Consider the following 15,359-nt stretch of genomic DNA (forward strand, 5'->3'; position numbering starts at 1 on the left):
GGCGGTCGGCGCGCAAGGGTCAAGATCGCGCAATGAGGGCCCCGCACTGTCCCGGAAAACTTTCCGTAGCTTTCCTGTAACACGACTGGTGTTGCCTACGGACCGGAGTGCTCCGGTCTGGCGGGAGTTGGGCGATGACTGTGGATCAACTCCCCACAGAAGTACGGGAGTTCGCGAACTATCTGGATGGCCTGCTGGCGCGCCTCGACCAGGGCGGCGGCTGGTGCGGCGTGTTCTGGCAGCGCGACCCCGACGGCATGCAAGCCTGCCTCGACGGCCGCGAGATGCCGCCCTGGGACGTCGTGGAGGCCCTCCTCCAGGACCTCGCGACCGGATACGGCCCTCAGGCCGCCGGCGCCGAGACGGAACGCGCCCGGGCCCTGCACGCCGCCGCGCTCATCGCGTACGACGCCCGTCCCGGCGGCCGGGACGCCCTCGGTGACCGCTTCGACGTCATGCTCCGCGAGCAGCGCTACGCCGTCGAACGCCAGGCGGAGCTGGGCCGGTTGCTGGCCTTGGCCACCACCCAGGAGGAGGCCGACGCCCTCCGCCTCGACCTCGCCTGGGCCCGCGACGACCACGCCCGCGCGACCCGCCGCTGCGCCGAACTCCGCTCCCGCATGACGGACTTCGAGCGACGCACCACGCACGAGCAGGCACAGGCGATCCGGCGGGGGGCCGCCGGGGAGGGCGCCGTGTTCCGGGTACGGGAGGAATCCCGGGGACAGGACCCGAGTACGGACGGCGCGAGGACGGACGGCGCGCGGACGGACGGCGCGCGGACGGACGGGCGGGGTGCGGGGGGCGCTTCGCACGGTGTGCCACGTGATGACGGCCGGGGCGGGGGCGGCCCGGGACCGGCCGGGCACGACCCCGGCGGTGCGCGACCGACCAGCCATGACACCCCTGGGGCCCGTGGCGAGGGGTGGGCCGAGGACGGTGCGTACGGCGGCCAGGCGGACGGACACGGCTCCGGGGCCCGGTCGTACGGCCGTGAAGCGTACGGCGCCCCGTCGGACGGGCAGGGCGCCGACGGCCACGGTTCGGGCGGTACGGACGGTGACGGGCCCCCCTCGTACGACGAGCGGGCCTCGTACGGCGAACGGGCCTCGTACGGCGAGCAGCCGGGCGGCCACGGCTCGGGCGGTATGCAAGGCGGCAGGCCGGGCGCGTACGGCGAGCAGCCGGGCGGGGACGGTTCGGGCGGTACGCAGGGTGGCAGGCCGGGCGCGTACGGCGAGCAGCCGAGCGGGCACACCTCGTACGGTGAGCGGCAGGACGCGCGCGCCGGGCAGGGCGGCGGTTTCCCGAACATGCCGCGCCAGCGCGACCACGACGCGCGGCCCGCCGACGCAGCGAACAACTGGCGGGAGGCGGCGGAGGAGACCGCCGCCCGGATGTCGGACGACCGCGACAGGCCACGCCGAACCGCCGCAGGCCCGACCGCACCGGCAGACCCCTCCCGCCCCGCCCCCGACGCCCCCGGCGGCCATCGCGCAGAGCCCTCCGCCCACGACCCCCGCCTCCGCCCCACCCGTCACCAGTCCGCCCCCGCCCCGCAGCAAGAGACCCCCGCCCCCCAGCCGGCCCCCGTCCCCAAGCAGCGCAAGCGTCGCCGGGGCAGTGCCCGCTTCGCCGGGATGGCTGAGGGGGCGGCCGCACCCGTCGTCGTACCACCGACGGCCGTACCGCCCACCGCCGTACCGGATCTGCCCGCGGCGCCCGCGCCCGGCGGCCGTACACCGCGCGGGGCCCGGTTCGCCGGGGCCGCGCGGGGAGAGGCGCGGCCTCAGCCGCAGGGCGAGCCGCTGGACGGGGAGGACCGGCGGGAGACGGTCCGGACCGTGGAGCGGCTCGTGCGGCTGCGCGGTGAGGGCCGCAGCGGCGAGGCGCACGCGCTGCTCGCCGAGCTCGCGTACTGGCCCGCCGCCCGCTACCCGCTGCTCGCCGTGGAGATGCAGCGCGCCGGGCTGGGCGCCGACTGGGCGACCCTGCTCTGGGAGGCCGCCTCACTGCCCGCCGACCGGCTCGTCGCCGCCGCCGACGCGCTGGTCGAGGCCGGGCGGGGCACCGACGGCGAGCAGATCCTGCGGCAGGGCGTCGCACGGCCGGCCGCCGAGATCGGACAGGCCGTGCTGGCGCTGGCGACCGAGGGCCGTCGCCGCGAGGTGCGGGCGCTCCTCGACGCCTACGTCCGCGTCCGGACCCCGGAGGAGGCCGCCCGCAGCGCCGGACCCGACCCGCAGACGCTCGTCCCGCTCCTGGTGGAGGCCGCCCAGCAGGTCTCGGACGAGCGCCACTGGGACCTGGTGCACGCCCTGCGCGTCGCCGGATTCAGCGCCTGAGCACCTCCACCGCCCAGCCCCTGCGGCACTCCGCTCGCCGGGCCGGCGACTGACCCACAGGAGTGTGAAACGTGATCGACTCAGCGGGTTAACGACGATGGTCTTGGCAAGCCCCTCCCAGAGGCTTACGTTCGTGCCTCTACGACCTGCGTCTACGGGCGTAGAGGCTCTGACGTCCCGTCGAAGGAGCAGCTCATGGCCAACGTCGTACGCGCCGCCCTGGTCCAGGCCACCTGGACCGGCGACACCGAGTCCATGGTGGCGAAACACGAGGAGCACGCCCGTGAGGCGGCCCGCCAGGGGGCCAAGGTCATCGGCTTCCAGGAAGTGTTCAACGCCCCCTACTTCTGTCAGGTCCAGGATCCGGAGCACTACCGCTGGGCCGAGCCGGTGCCGGACGGGCCGACCACGCGTCGTATGCAGGAGCTCGCGCGCGAGACCGGCATGGTGATCGTCGTCCCGGTCTTCGAGGTCGAGCAGTCCGGCTTCTACTACAACACCGCGGCCGTGATCGACGCGGACGGCACCTTCCTCGGCAAGTACCGCAAGCACCACATCCCGCAGGTCAAGGGCTTCTGGGAGAAGTTCTACTTCAAGCCGGGCAACATCGGCTGGCCCGTCTTCGACACCGCCGTCGGCAAGGTCGGCGTCTACATCTGCTACGACCGGCACTTCCCGGAGGGCTGGCGGCAGCTCGGTCTGAACGGCGCCCAGCTCGTCTACAACCCGTCCGCCACCCACCGCGGCCTCTCCAACTACCTCTGGCGGCTCGAACAGCCCGCCGCCGCCGTCGCCAACGAGTACTTCGTCGCCGCGATCAACCGGGTGGGCGTCGAGGAGTACGGCGACAACGACTTCTACGGGACGAGCTACTTCGTCGACCCCCGCGGGCAGTTCGTGGGTGAGACCGCCAGCGACAAGGAGGAGGAACTGGTCGTCCGTGACCTCGACTTCGACCTGATCGAAGAGGTACGGCAGCAGTGGGCGTTCTACCGCGACCGCCGCCCCGACGCCTACGAAGGGCTGGTGCGGCCGTGACCAAGGACCTGCTGGGCCGCCACCGTTCCGTCCTGCCCGACTGGCTCGCCCTCTACTACGAGGACCCGCTGGAGATCACCCACGGCGAGGGCCGGTACGTCTGGGACGCCGAGGGCAACAAGTACCTCGACTTCTTCGGCGGCATCCTCACCACCATGACCGCGCACGCCCTGCCCGAGGTCACCAAGGCGGTCAGCGAGCAGGCCGGGCGGATCATCCACTCGTCCACGCTGTACCTCAACCGCCCGATGGTCGAACTCGCCGAGCGGGTGGCCGAGTTGAGCGGCATCCCGGACGCCCGCGTCTTCTTCACCACCTCCGGCACCGAGGCCAACGACACGGCCCTGCTGCTGGCGACGACGTACCGTCGCAGCAACACGATCCTGGCCATGCGCAACAGTTACCACGGCCGGTCCTTCAGTGCGGTCGGCATCACCGGCAACCGCGGCTGGTCGCCTACCTCGCTGTCACCGCTGCAGACGCTGTACGTCCACGGAGGCGTGCGCACGCGCGGTCCGTACGCCTCGCTCGGCGACGAGGCCTTCATCGCCGCCTGCGTCGACGATCTGAACGACCTGCTGGGCCACACCCGCCCGCCCGCCGCCCTGATCGCCGAGCCGATCCAGGGCGTCGGCGGCTTCACCTCGCCGCCGGACGGCCTGTACGCGGCCTTCCGCGAGGTGCTGCACGAGCACGGCATCCTGTGGATCGCCGACGAGGTGCAGACCGGCTGGGGCCGCACCGGCGACCACTTCTGGGGCTGGCAGGCCCACGGCCGAAGCGGCCCGCCCGACATCCTCACCTTCGCCAAGGGCATCGGCAACGGCATGTCCATCGGCGGCGTGGTGGCCCGCGCCGAGATCATGAACTGCCTCGACAGCAACAGCATCTCGACCTTCGGCGGCACCCAGATCACCATGGCGGCCGGCCTCGCCAACCTGACGTACCTCCTGGAACACGACCTCCAGGGCAACGCCCGGCGCGTCGGCGGTCTGCTCCTCGAACGGCTGCGAGCGGCCGGGGGGCGGATTCCGGGCGTACGGGAGGTGCGCGGGCGCGGACTGATGCTGGGCATCGAACTGGTCAGGCCCGGGACCGACCAGGCCGATCCGCAGGCCGCGGCCGCCGTTCTGGAGGCGGCCCGCGCGGGCGGTCTGCTCATCGGCAAGGGCGGCGGGCACAACACCAGCGCCCTGCGGGTGGCACCGCCGCTGTCCCTGACCCTCGCGGAGGCCGAGGAGGGCGCCGCGATCCTCGAAGACGCTCTGAGGAGCATCCAGTAGCACCATCCTGAACAAGGGCCTGAACGAGGTCCTGAACAAGGGAAGCACCGCCATGACCACCACCTTGGAGACCTGGGGTACCGCCGAACCCGTGGAGCCGACCCTGTCGGTGCGGCAGGTTCTCACGCTGGAACGGGTCCTCGCCGGGGAACCCGAGGTGGTGGCCGGCGCCGGCCAGCTCGACCGGCTGGTGCGCTGGGTGCATGTCGCCGAGGCCGCCGACGTGGGCGTGATGCTCAGCGGCGGCGAGATGGTCCTCACCACCGGCGTACTGCTCGCGGGCGACGAGGGCGCACAGGCCGAGTACGTCCAGTCCCTGCACCGGGCGGAGGCCGCCGCCGTCGTCCTGGGCCTCGGACGGGCCTTCCCCGCGCCGCCGGACGTGATGCGCCGGGCCGCCGAGCGGTGCGGGCTGCCCATGGTCGTCCTCCACCGGCCCTTCCCCTTCGCCGAGTTGACCGAGGAGGTGCAGGCCCGGCTGGTGCGGAGCAAGTTCGCCGCCGTCAGCCTCTCGGAGGCCGTACGGACCGCGCTCACCGGGCTCATCACCGCGGGCGCCCCCCTGCAGCCTCTGCTGGACGAGGTCGCCCAGCACAGCGGCTGCCCCGTCGTCGTCACCAACCTCGCCCACCGCGTCCTCGCCACGGCGGGGGAGCGGTCGGCCGTGGACGACGTGCTGCGGGACTGGGAGCGCATCGCCCGGCAGGCCGGCGGCAGCGAGGGCGACGGCTGGATCCGCGCCGAACTCGGCGGGCGCGGGGAACGCTGGGGCCGGATCGTGCTGTGCGGCTACCGCGGCGACACCGCCACCGGGCGGCTGCTCGCCGACCGGGCCGCCGAGTCCCTCGTCCTGCACCGCATGCTCGGCGGCACCTCCGCGCACACCTGGGAGGAACAGTCCGCCCAGAGCCTGCTGACCGACCTGGTCAGCGGGGTCGTACCGGCCCGGCAGCTGCTGCCGAGGGCCCGCGCGGCCGGACTGCCGGTCAACCGGCGCACCTTCGTGCCGCTGGTCGTCCGCGACGGCGATCCGGCCGGTCTCGACCGGGTGCTGCGGATGCTGGGGCTGCCCGGGATCGTCGCCGAACTCGCCGACGGCGCCACCGCCGTCCTGCTGAGCCTGGCCCGGGACCAGGACGCCTCGGTGCTCACGGCGAACTTCGCGGCCCGGGTGCGCTCGGAGTCCGGCCGGACGGTGATCGCCGCCGCCGACGCGCGCACCGCCTGGGACGACGTCCCCGCCGGCCTGCGCGAGGCCCAGCACGTCGCCGACGCCGTCGCGGACTCCGCGGCCGTCCTGGTCCTGCCGGACGTGGTCCGCCTCAAGGACGTCCATCTGCGCGGTCTGGTCCGGCTGCTGCGGGACGACCCGCACGTCCAGTCGTTCGCGGAGCGGGAGCTGGACGGGCTGCTGTGCGCGGCGGGCGAGGACCTGCTCGCCGTCCTGCGCACCTATCTCGCCACCGGCCGCAACAAGTCCCGTACCGCCCAGCTCCACCACGTCTCCCGTCCGGCGCTGTACCGCCGCCTGGAGGCGATACAGACCCGGCTCGGCGTCGACCTCGACGACTTCGAGCAGGCCGCCTCGGTACACATCGCGCTCCTCGCGCACGACGCGCAGCAGGGCTGACAGCAGGCTGCGAAACAGCTGAGAAACACACGAAGACCTGGGAAAACGGCGGTGAAACATGGGCCCACGACAGGGTGACACCGTGGCACGCCCGACGCCCGCAGACGTGACACCGTGCAACTCAAACCGGACCCCTGGGCTTCTTAGGCTCCTCGCACACCGAGTGACCGGAGGTCCCGATGAGCACAGTGATCCGAGCCGCCCTCTTCCAGACCGCCTGGACCGGCGACAAGGAGTCGATGATCCAGGTGCACGAGCAGGCGGCCCGCGACGCGGCCGCGCAGGGCGCACAGGTCCTGTGCTTCCAGGAACTGTTCTACGGGCCCTACTTCTGCCAGGTCCAGGACAAGGCGTTCTACGAGTACGCCGAGCAGATCCCCGAGGGCCCGATCGTCCGGCGCTTCCAGGCTCTGGCCGAGGAGTTGGGCCTCGTACTGATCCTGCCGATGTACGAGGAGGAGCAGCCCGGCGTCCTCTACAACACGGCCGCGGTGATCGACGCGGACGGCTCGTACCTCGGCAAGTACCGCAAGCACCACATCCCGCAGGTCCCCGGCTTCTGGGAGAAGTTCTACTTCCGCCCCGGCAACCTGGGCTGGCCGGTCTTCGACACCGCCGTGGGCAAGATCGGCGTCTACATCTGCTACGACCGGCACTTCCCGGAGGGCTGGCGGGCGCTGGGCCTTGCGGGCGCCGAGATCGTCTTCAACCCGTCGGCCACCTCCCGCGGCCTGTCCGGCTACCTGTGGCAGCTGGAGCAGCCGGCGGCGGCCGTCGCCAACGAGTACTTCGTCGGCGCCATCAACCGGGTGGGTGTGGAGGAGTTGGGCGACAACGACTTCTACGGGACCTCGTACTTCGTGGACCCGGAAGCCCAGTTCGTCGGCGAGGTGGCGAGCGACAAGGAGACCGAACTGGTCGTCCGCGACCTCGACCTGGCCAAGCTGCGCGAGGTCCGCGACCGCTGGCAGTTCTTCCGGGACCGCCGCCCGGAGGCGTACGGCCCACTGACCGCTCCGTAGGGCCTGCCCGGACGTCCGCCGGTCCGGCCCACGGGGGCCGGACCGGCGGCACCGACCGACTCGCACCACACCAGTGTTGACCACGGCAGGAGAGGGAGCCATGAGCAGCCGTACCGTCATCCGCGGTGGCCTCGTCATCACCGCGTCCGACGAGATCCACGCCGACGTCCTGATCGAGGACGGCCGCGTCGCCGCCCTCGCCGCCTCCGGCACCCCGGCCGCCGAGGCCTGGACGGCCGAGCGCACCATCGACGCCACCGGGAAGTACGTCATCCCGGGCGGTGTCGACGCCCACACCCACATGGAACTGCCCTTCGGCGGCACCTTCGCCTCCGACACCTTCGAGACCGGCACCCGGGCGGCCGCCTGGGGCGGCACGACCACGATCGTCGACTTCGCCGTGCAGAGCGTCGGCCACAGCCTGCGCGAGGGCCTGGACGCCTGGCACGCCAAGGCCGAGGGCAACTGCGCGATCGACTACGGCTTCCACATGATCGTCTCCGACGTGCACCAGGAGACGCTGAAGGAGATGGACCTGCTGGTCGAGGAGGGCGTGACCTCCTTCAAGCAGTTCATGGCCTACCCCGGCGTCTTCTACAGCGACGACGGCCAGATCCTGCGCGCCATGCAGCGTTCCGCCGACAACGGCGGCCTGATCATGATGCACGCGGAGAACGGCATCGCGATCGACGTCCTCGTCGAACAGGCGCTGGCCCGCGGCGAGACCGACCCCCGCTACCACGGGGAGGTCCGCAAGGCGCTCCTCGAGGCCGAGGCCACCCACCGCGCCATCAAGCTCGCGCAGGTCGCGGGCGCCCCGCTGTACGTCGTCCACGTCTCGGCGATGGAGGCGGTCGCAGAGCTGGCCAGGGCGCGCGACGAGGGGCTCAACGTCTTCGGCGAGACCTGCCCGCAGTACCTGTTCCTGTCGACGGACAACCTCGCCGAGCCGGACTTCGAGGGCTCCAAGTACGTGTGCAGCACGCCCCTGCGACCCAAGGAGCACCAGGCCAAGCTGTGGCAGGGCCTGCGCACCAACGACCTCCAGGTCGTCTCCACCGACCACTGCCCCTTCTGCTTCGTGGGCCAGAAGGAGCTCGGCCGCGGCGACTTCTCGAAGATCCCCAACGGCCTTCCGGGCGTCGAGAACCGCATGGACCTGCTCCACCAGGCCGTCGTCGACGGGCACATCTCGCGCCGCCGCTGGATCGAGATCGCCTGCGCCGCCCCGGCCCGGATGTTCGGCATGTACCCGAAGAAGGGGACCATCGCGCCGGGCGCCGACGCCGACATCGTCATCTACGACCCGCACGCCGAGCAGGTCATGTCCGTCGACACGCACCACATGAACGTCGACTACTCGGCGTACGAGGGCAAGCACGTCACCGGCCGCGTCGAGACGGTCCTCTCGCGCGGCGAACTCGTCATCACCGAGCGGGAGTACACCGGGCACGCCGGACACGGCACGTACACCCCTCGGTCCACCTGTCAGTACCTCAACTAGGAGTGGCGCAGATGGACTTCGGACTCGTCCTGCAGACCGACCCGCCGGCCTCGAAGGTCATCAGCCTGATGCAGCGGGCCGAGCACAACGGCTTCACCTATGGCTGGACCTTCGACTCCGCCGTGCTGTGGCAGGAGCCGTTCGTGATCTACAGTCAGATCCTGTCGAGCACCTCGAAGTTGAAGGTCGGCCCGATGGTCACCAACCCGGGCACCCGCACCTGGGAGGTCACCGCCTCCACCTTCGCCACCCTCAACGACATGTTCGGCAACCGCACGGTCTGCGGCATCGGCCGCGGCGACTCCGCGATGCGGGTGGCGGGCCGCAAGCCCAACACGCTGGCCCGCATCAGCGAGGCCATGAAGGTCATCCGGGCCCTCGGCCGCGGTGACGAGGCCGACCTCGGCGGTACGGTGATCAGGTTCCCGTGGATCAAGCCGGGCGCCGAACTCCCCGTATGGATGGCCGCGTACGGGCCCAAGGCGCTGAAGATGACCGGCGAGGAGGCCGACGGGTTCATCCTCCAGCTCGCCGACCTCTACCTGACCGAGTACATGGTCAAGGCCGTCAAGGACGCTGCCGTCGCCGCCGGACGTGACCCGTCCGAGGTCAAGATCTGCGTCGCCGCCCCCGCGTACGTCACCGAGGACGACTCACCCGAGGCGCTCGCACACGCGCGCGAGCAGTGCCGCTGGTTCGGCGGGATGGTGGGCAACCACGTGGCCGACCTGGTCTCCAAGTACGGTGAGCACTCCGCCGCCGTACCCGACGAACTCACCGACTACATCAAGGCGCGCGAGGGGTACGACTACTCCCACCACGGGCGCGCCGACAACCCGGACACCCAGTTCGTTCCTGACGAGATCGTCGACCGGTTCTGCCTCATCGGACCGGTCGAGAAGCACATCGAGAAACTGAACGCGCTGCGCGAACTCGGCGTCGACCAGTTCGCCGTCTACGACATGCACGACGCGCAGGAAGCCACCATCGACGCGTACGGGTCGACGGTGATCCCGGCCCTCAACGGCTGACCCCGTAACTCCTCCCAACTCCCCATCCCCCCACTCCTGTTCTCCCCTCCCTCGCGTCTCGGGGGAGGGGTGCCGGAGCCCGCACGGCCTTTCCGGATCCGCCCCTCGTTTGATTGGCCTGCCCATGACCGACACCGCTCCCACGGCCATATCGCCGTCCATGCAAGTCACCCTCCCCGACGGCCGGGTGGAGCTCGCCCCGGGCGCCTCCGCCCCGGGCGCCTCCGCCCCGAGCGGCTCCTACGCCAACGAGGACCTGCTGCCGGTTCCGGTGCACAAGCGCACCTGGACCACGTACAACTTCTCCGCGCTGTGGGTCGGCATGGCTCACAACACGGCCTCCTGGACCCTGGCCTCCGGTCTGATCGCCGTCGGCATGGACTGGAAGCAGGCGGTGTTCACCATCGCCCTGGCCAATGTGATCGTGCTGGTTCCGATGCTGCTCACCGGGCACGCCGGACCCAAGTACGGCATCCCCTTCCCGGTCTTCGCCCGCGCCTCCTTCGGGGTGCGCGGCGCCAACCTGCCCGCCGTCGTACGGGCGTTGGTGGCGTGCGGCTGGTTCGGCATCCAGACCTGGATCGGCGGCGAGGCGATCTACTTCCTCGCCGGGAAGCTCATCGGCGACAGCTGGGCGAACGCCTCGCACATCGGCGGCTACGCCTGGACCATGTGGCTGTCGTTCGCGCTGTTCTGGGTGCTCCAGGTCGCGATCATCTACCGGGGCATGGAGACGATCCGCCGGTTCGAGAACTGGGCGGCGCCCTTCGTGCTCGTCGGCGCGCTGGTGATGCTGGTCTGGATGAGCAACAAGGCGGGCGGGTTCGGTCCGCTGCTCGACCAGCCCTCCAAGCTCGGCTGGGGCGGCCACTTCTGGAAGCTGTTCTGGCCGTCCCTCATGGGCATGATCGGCTTCTGGTCCACGCTGTCGCTGAACATCCCCGACTTCACCCGCTACGGCAAGAGCCAGAAGGCGCAGACGTGGGGGCAGGCGCTCGGTCTGCCGACCACCATGACACTGTTCGCGTTCCTGTCGGTGATGGTGACCTCCGGTTCGCAGGCCGTGTACGGCCAGGCGATCTGGGACCCGGTACAGCTCGCCGCCAAGACGGACAACGTCGTGGGCCTGCTGTACGCGCTGGTCACCGTGCTGGTGGCGACCCTGTCCGTGAACATCGCGGCCAACCTGGTCTCGCCGGCCTTCGACTTCTCCAACATCGCGCCCCGGAAGATCAGTTTCCGGGCCGGCGCGCTCGTCACCTGTGTCCTCGGCGTGCTGATCTTCCCGTGGAAGCTGTACTCCGACCCGCAGGGCTACATCTTCACCTGGCTCGGCCTGGTCGGCGGCCTGCTCGGCACGGTCGCCGGCATCCTCATCGCCGACTACTGGATCCTGCGCCGCGGCAAGCTCGACCTGACGGACCTGTACCGCACGGGCGGCCGCTACTGGTACGAGGGCGGCTGGAACTGGCGGGCTGTCGTGGCCTTCGTGGCCGGCGGTGTCCTCGCCATCGGCGGCGCCAGCTTCAAGCCGCTGATCGACGGACGGCCCGTCCCGGCCCTGGAGCCACTGGCCGACTACGGCTGGGCGGTCGGCCTGGGCACGTCGATGGTGCTCTACCTGGTGCTGATGCTGGCGCGCGGACGGGACCGTCTCGACGCTTGATCCGGCCCCGGGGACTGGGAGGACGGTCAGCTCTTCCGGCCGTCCTCCAGCACCGCCACCGCCTCCTTGGCGGCCTTGATGGCACCCTTGTTGATCACATCAGTACTGGGTGCCTTCTTGGTCTCGAAGTCGCTGCCGTTGTACGTGACGGTCACCAGCACGTTGGACACCCGGACCAGCACCACGCCCTCGCGGGTCTGCTGCTTGTCCTGAGTCGTGAGGTTCACGACCGAGTAGCCCGAGTCGCCGACCCCGGGCACGTCCCCGCCGCCGCTCTTCTCCGTCACCGTCTCCTGGTACGACTGCCGCGCCGCCTCGTCCGACTCCGTGACCTCGTAGGACACGTCCAGCCAGCGGTAGTCGTATCCCTTGAGCGCGTTCCAGGAGCAGGTGCGGCGCACCTTCGCGTCCGTGGACGCGATCTCCTTGCCTGCCGTCCTGGCGCCCGGCACCAGCGACGTGATCGTCTTCTTCGCCACGCTCGTGCACGGCGCCGGTGCGGCGGCGTACGTCTTGGAGGCCGCCGACGTCGAGGGGGCGGAGGCGGACTGGGTCGCGGTCTTCTGCTCGTCCTTGTGCTCGGCGGCCGGTGCCGCGGCGAACGGACCGGACGACAGGGCCCAGCCCGCCGCGGCGAGCACGATGACGGGCGACAGCCGCGCGGTGAGGGCGAGCGGCAAGGGAAGAGAGCTGGAACGCACGGCGCACTTTTCGTGGGGGACGGTGCGGAGCGGGTCCGCACTGCGGACGGGACGCCAGTGTCACACGAGTCCTTGTGGGGCGGAAGTGCCAACTCGCTCCGTGGCGGCGTGGTGACTGGGTCCCACCACCGATGCGCCAAGTGTCCGCTTATGTCCGTGTGATGGGGCGGTTGAGCGCCGACTCGATACGGTCCACGGCCGTGAACGCCCCGTTGGCAACGAGGTGCACCAGACAGTGGTCGGTGTGCTCCGGCCGCCGCCAGGCCGCCACGTGCTCGTCCGTGATCCGGTACGGCGCGAGGGCCGCCGGCCTCGCGAGACGCGTGCCGGCAAGCCTGTGAGCCGGGGCCGGCGACGGCACGCGACAACTGAGCCGCGGGTGAATATCCCGTTGCGCGCGGTGAGCGGCGGTCAGCACCCTGAGTCGATGACCGACACGACACGGCGGCAACATCCCGCGGTCCCCGAGGAGATCCTCGCCTACTACGCCCAGGGCACGGAGGACGCCCGCCTCAGAGACGGCGGCGCGCCCGCCGGGCGCCTGGAGTTCTGGCGTACCCAGGACGTGCTGCGGCGCTTACTGCCCGCGGCCCCCGCACGCGTACTGGACGTCGGCGGCGGCAGCGGAGTGCACGCGGAGTGGCTCGTGCGGGACGGATACCAGGTCGAACTCGTCGATCCCGTACCGCTCCACGTCGAGCAGGCCTCCCGGCTGCCCGGAGTGACGGCCCGGTCCGGCGACGCCCGCTCGCTGCCGGCCGACGACCGCGCGTACGACGTGGTCCTGATGCTCGGCCCGCTGTACCACCTGCCCGAACGGGCCGATCGCCTACGGGCGTTGGCCGAGGCGCACCGCGTGGTCCGCCCGGGCGGGCTGGTGGTCGCGGCCACCATCAACCGATTCGCGCAACTGCACGACCTGCTGCGCGAGGAGCGCTACTTCATCCCCCTGCACCGCGAACGCACCGACGCCGTCCTGGTGGACGGCAGGCACCCCTTCCACGACGACGGCTTCTTCACCGTCGCCTATTTCGCCCGACCGGACGAGGTGCCCACGGAGTTCACCGACGCGGGTCTCACCGTCGAGGGCCAGTACGGCGTCGAGGGCGTCGCCTGGCTCATGGGCGGCGTCGAGGTCTGGCTGGACGACCCGGACCGCCGCGAGGCCGTGCTGGCGGCGAGCCGGCACATCGAGTCCGACCCGACCCTCCTCGGAGCCAGCGGCCACCTGCTCACCGCGGGCAGACGGTAACCGCGGCTGCGTACGATCACCGGACCGCCGCCGCGCAGTGAGGAGCCGCCCGTGTTCACCACCCGACCCGCCCTCCAGGGGGCTTCGGCATGGAGGCCTTCAAAGCAAGGTCCCGGACTGCGAGGGAAGGAGCCTTACCGGGTGGCACTCACGCGTTCGTCAGGTCTGTGGCCTCGGCGCGGTGGCGACCCTTCGGTAGTGCCGTCTTGGCGGTCAGTCCGCGGGACTGCCACGCGTTGTCGCGGAGTTTGAACAGTGCCCAGTAACGAGTGGGGCACAGGAGCACGATGTTCATGAACACGGCCGTCGGGGTTCCGACGAGCCACGAGCGCCACCGCTGGCGTGTGGTCATGTCTGGCCGCATGAGGACGTACAGACCTGACTGGCCGTACCGGACCACGAGGTATACACCGAGGTAGACAAGGGCTACGCCGGGGTTGTCGTACCGGCCGCCCAAGGTCATCAGCGTCATCACGAGAGTCCAGACCAGCATCACGGGGGTGATGACGAGCTGGAGGAGGCCGAAGGTCGGCGATATGAGCTGTTTGAGGGAAAGCCGGGCATAGACGAACGGCAGCATCCACCACCACGACCGGGCCCAGCGCAGGCGCTGACGGTAGGTCTTCTTGAGCGTGGTCGGCATGTCTGTGATCACGCCGGCCTCGTTGACGGCCACGACCTCACCGCGCATGAGGGCCCGCAGCGCAAGCCAGCGATCGTCGCCCGTGCCGCATTCCACCTCGTAGGCGTCCAAGTGGTCGTAGAGCAGCTCGGCCCGGTAGAGGGCCAGTGCGCCCGAGGTGGTCTCCAGCGCTCCGAGCATGGAGCGCGAGGAGCGCATCATCACGCACGAGGTGCCGATGTCGATGTCGGCGGCCCGGGAGACCCAGGTCTCCTCGAAATTGCGGATGTAGATCATCCCGGTGGTGGCCTGGATCTTCGGATTGCTCATGGCCCGCAGCTGCTGCTCCAGCGCATCCGGGAAGGGCTCGCCGTCCGAGTCGATGGTGAGGACGAAGTCGAAGCGTTTGCCCTGCGACTGGAGGTGGCGCAGTACCGTGACCTGCGCTCCGCGCTTGCCCTTGTTCTCCTGCCGGTGCCAGTGGACCCGAGGGTGCTCGAAGGACTGAACGGGGTGCTGCGTGGAGCCGTCGTCGATCACATGGATCTCGTCGACCCGGTGTGTCTGGGCCAGCAGTGACCGCACCGTGCGGTGCAGGTTTTCCGTGGGTTCCTCGAAGGCGGGGATGATGGCTACCGTCCGGCCAGTAGCCACGGGCAGGTGGGTGAAGGACCTGCCTTTCAGGAACGAGACCAGGCAGAGCACGATCACCGCCATGCCGAGCCACCAGTAGGCAGTCAGGATCGGGCTCTTCGACTGAAGGTGCACCACCACGGTGGCGGCGGCCAGAGCCGCCACCACCACGCTGGTCACCACGGTCAAGCGGATCCGTGGTGAAGTGCTCAAGCGGTCACCCGCTTGCCGCGGGTGGCCAGGCGGAAGACCGCCACGCCACTGATCACGAAGAGCATGGCCGCCAGTACGATCCACCCCAGAGCGGTGCCGCCCGTAGCGGCCAGCGCGGCTCCCCCGGTGGCCGTGCCGATCGCGGCACCCACACCATTTTGTCCGTACATGTTGTCCTCTTTCTCGGGCGTCACAGACACCCGGCGTTGTCGCGGGTCGGTAGTGCACCGGGTATGTTCAGCGCACGGCTGCCTCGTCGGCGGACTCCGTGACGTTGCATGCTCCCGTGGACGTCAGCCGACTCACGGACTCCTGATTTCGGCCCGGGGGCGTACCCCCTGCGATTTCCCGGCAATGGCAGGAGTTGCCTGCCGGGAAGCCGATAGCCTGCCGCGTGTACACGGCAGCGCGGCTGTTGA

12 protein-coding genes and 1 pseudogene are annotated in these 15,359 nt (G+C 70.6%); 9 read left to right on the plus strand and 4 right to left on the minus strand.

The window, feature by feature from the left end:
• Window positions 1–134 precede the first annotated feature (134 nt).
• The 8 genes from ACIBK3_RS12915 to ACIBK3_RS12950 all read left to right on the plus strand — a co-directional run bounded on the left by ACIBK3_RS12915 (window position 135) and on the right by ACIBK3_RS12950 (window position 11,519).
• On the plus strand, window positions 135–2,345 hold the full coding sequence (locus tag ACIBK3_RS12915) for a hypothetical protein (RefSeq protein ID WP_399364836.1): 2,211 nt from the start codon (window positions 135–137) through the stop codon (window positions 2,343–2,345).
• A gap of 195 nt (window positions 2,346–2,540) precedes the next feature.
• Window positions 2,541–3,383 carry a nitrilase-related carbon-nitrogen hydrolase gene (locus ACIBK3_RS12920; protein ID WP_399364838.1) on the plus strand — a complete coding sequence of 281 codons (843 nt, stop codon included), beginning with the start codon at window positions 2,541–2,543 and terminating at the stop codon, window positions 3,381–3,383.
• On the plus strand, window positions 3,380–4,666 hold the full coding sequence (locus ACIBK3_RS12925; protein ID WP_399364840.1) for an aspartate aminotransferase family protein: 1,287 nt from the start codon (window positions 3,380–3,382) through the stop codon (window positions 4,664–4,666). The genes ACIBK3_RS12920 and ACIBK3_RS12925 overlap by 4 nt, the downstream gene beginning before the upstream one ends.
• A gap of 52 nt (window positions 4,667–4,718) precedes the next feature.
• Window positions 4,719–6,296, plus strand: coding sequence for a PucR family transcriptional regulator (locus ACIBK3_RS12930; RefSeq protein ID WP_399364842.1), 1,578 nt, complete (start codon window positions 4,719–4,721; stop codon window positions 6,294–6,296).
• Between the two features lie 179 nt (window positions 6,297–6,475).
• Window positions 6,476–7,318 (plus strand): nitrilase-related carbon-nitrogen hydrolase, encoded by an 843-nt coding sequence (locus ACIBK3_RS12935; RefSeq protein WP_399364844.1) that lies wholly within the window; start codon window positions 6,476–6,478, stop codon window positions 7,316–7,318.
• Window positions 7,319–7,418: 100 nt separating this feature from the next.
• On the plus strand, window positions 7,419–8,822 hold the full coding sequence (gene hydA, locus ACIBK3_RS12940; RefSeq protein WP_030662038.1) for a dihydropyrimidinase: 1,404 nt from the start codon (window positions 7,419–7,421) through the stop codon (window positions 8,820–8,822).
• 11 nt (window positions 8,823–8,833) lie between these two features.
• Window positions 8,834–9,853, plus strand: coding sequence for a TIGR03842 family LLM class F420-dependent oxidoreductase (locus tag ACIBK3_RS12945; protein ID WP_399364846.1), 1,020 nt, complete (start codon window positions 8,834–8,836; stop codon window positions 9,851–9,853).
• Window positions 9,854–9,977: 124 nt separating this feature from the next.
• Window positions 9,978–11,519, plus strand: coding sequence for an NCS1 family nucleobase:cation symporter-1 (locus ACIBK3_RS12950; RefSeq protein ID WP_399364848.1), 1,542 nt, complete (start codon window positions 9,978–9,980; stop codon window positions 11,517–11,519).
• Window positions 11,520–11,545: 26 nt separating this feature from the next.
• Here ACIBK3_RS12950 and ACIBK3_RS12955 read toward each other — a convergent pair whose 3' ends face one another.
• Together ACIBK3_RS12955 and ACIBK3_RS12960 are read right to left on the minus strand one after the other, a co-directional pair.
• Window positions 11,546–12,220, minus strand: coding sequence for a hypothetical protein (locus tag ACIBK3_RS12955; protein WP_399364850.1), 675 nt, complete (start codon window positions 12,218–12,220; stop codon window positions 11,546–11,548).
• Between the two features lie 148 nt (window positions 12,221–12,368).
• A pseudogene (locus ACIBK3_RS12960) lies at window positions 12,369–12,584 on the minus strand (DNA-binding protein); the annotation flags it as partial.
• A gap of 63 nt (window positions 12,585–12,647) precedes the next feature.
• Between ACIBK3_RS12960 and ACIBK3_RS12965 the strand changes: the two are divergent.
• Window positions 12,648–13,472, plus strand: coding sequence for a class I SAM-dependent methyltransferase (locus ACIBK3_RS12965; protein WP_399364852.1), 825 nt, complete (start codon window positions 12,648–12,650; stop codon window positions 13,470–13,472).
• Between the two features lie 148 nt (window positions 13,473–13,620).
• Here ACIBK3_RS12965 and ACIBK3_RS12970 read toward each other — a convergent pair whose 3' ends face one another.
• Window positions 13,621–14,940 (minus strand): glycosyltransferase, encoded by a 1,320-nt coding sequence (locus ACIBK3_RS12970; protein ID WP_399364854.1) that lies wholly within the window; start codon window positions 14,938–14,940, stop codon window positions 13,621–13,623.
• Window positions 14,937–15,110, minus strand: coding sequence for a hypothetical protein (locus tag ACIBK3_RS12975; RefSeq protein WP_158726974.1), 174 nt, complete (start codon window positions 15,108–15,110; stop codon window positions 14,937–14,939). Before ACIBK3_RS12975 ends, ACIBK3_RS12970 begins: the two co-directional genes overlap by 4 nt.
• Between the last annotated feature and the right edge of the window lie 249 nt (window positions 15,111–15,359).

Source organism: Streptomyces sp. NPDC050287 (genome assembly GCF_044459385.1).
Lineage (GTDB): Bacteria > Actinomycetota > Actinomycetes > Streptomycetales > Streptomycetaceae > Streptomyces.

Excerpts from the sequence above, each read along its gene's own strand:
- ACIBK3_RS12915 (WP_399364836.1), top strand. The coding sequence starts at position 135 with ATGACTGTGGATCAACTCCCCACAGAAGTACGGGAGTTCGCGAACTAT.
- ACIBK3_RS12920 (WP_399364838.1), top strand. The coding sequence starts at position 2,541 with ATGGCCAACGTCGTACGCGCCGCCCTGGTCCAGGCCACCTGGACCGGC.
- ACIBK3_RS12930 (WP_399364842.1), top strand. The coding sequence starts at position 4,719 with ATGACCACCACCTTGGAGACCTGGGGTACCGCCGAACCCGTGGAGCCG.
- ACIBK3_RS12935 (WP_399364844.1), top strand. The coding sequence starts at position 6,476 with ATGAGCACAGTGATCCGAGCCGCCCTCTTCCAGACCGCCTGGACCGGC.
- hydA (WP_030662038.1), top strand. The coding sequence starts at position 7,419 with ATGAGCAGCCGTACCGTCATCCGCGGTGGCCTCGTCATCACCGCGTCC.
- ACIBK3_RS12945 (WP_399364846.1), top strand. The coding sequence starts at position 8,834 with ATGGACTTCGGACTCGTCCTGCAGACCGACCCGCCGGCCTCGAAGGTC.
- ACIBK3_RS12950 (WP_399364848.1), top strand. The coding sequence starts at position 9,978 with ATGACCGACACCGCTCCCACGGCCATATCGCCGTCCATGCAAGTCACC.
- ACIBK3_RS12965 (WP_399364852.1), top strand. The coding sequence starts at position 12,648 with ATGACCGACACGACACGGCGGCAACATCCCGCGGTCCCCGAGGAGATC.
- ACIBK3_RS12975 (WP_158726974.1), bottom strand. The coding sequence starts at position 15,110 with ATGTACGGACAAAATGGTGTGGGTGCCGCGATCGGCACGGCCACCGGG.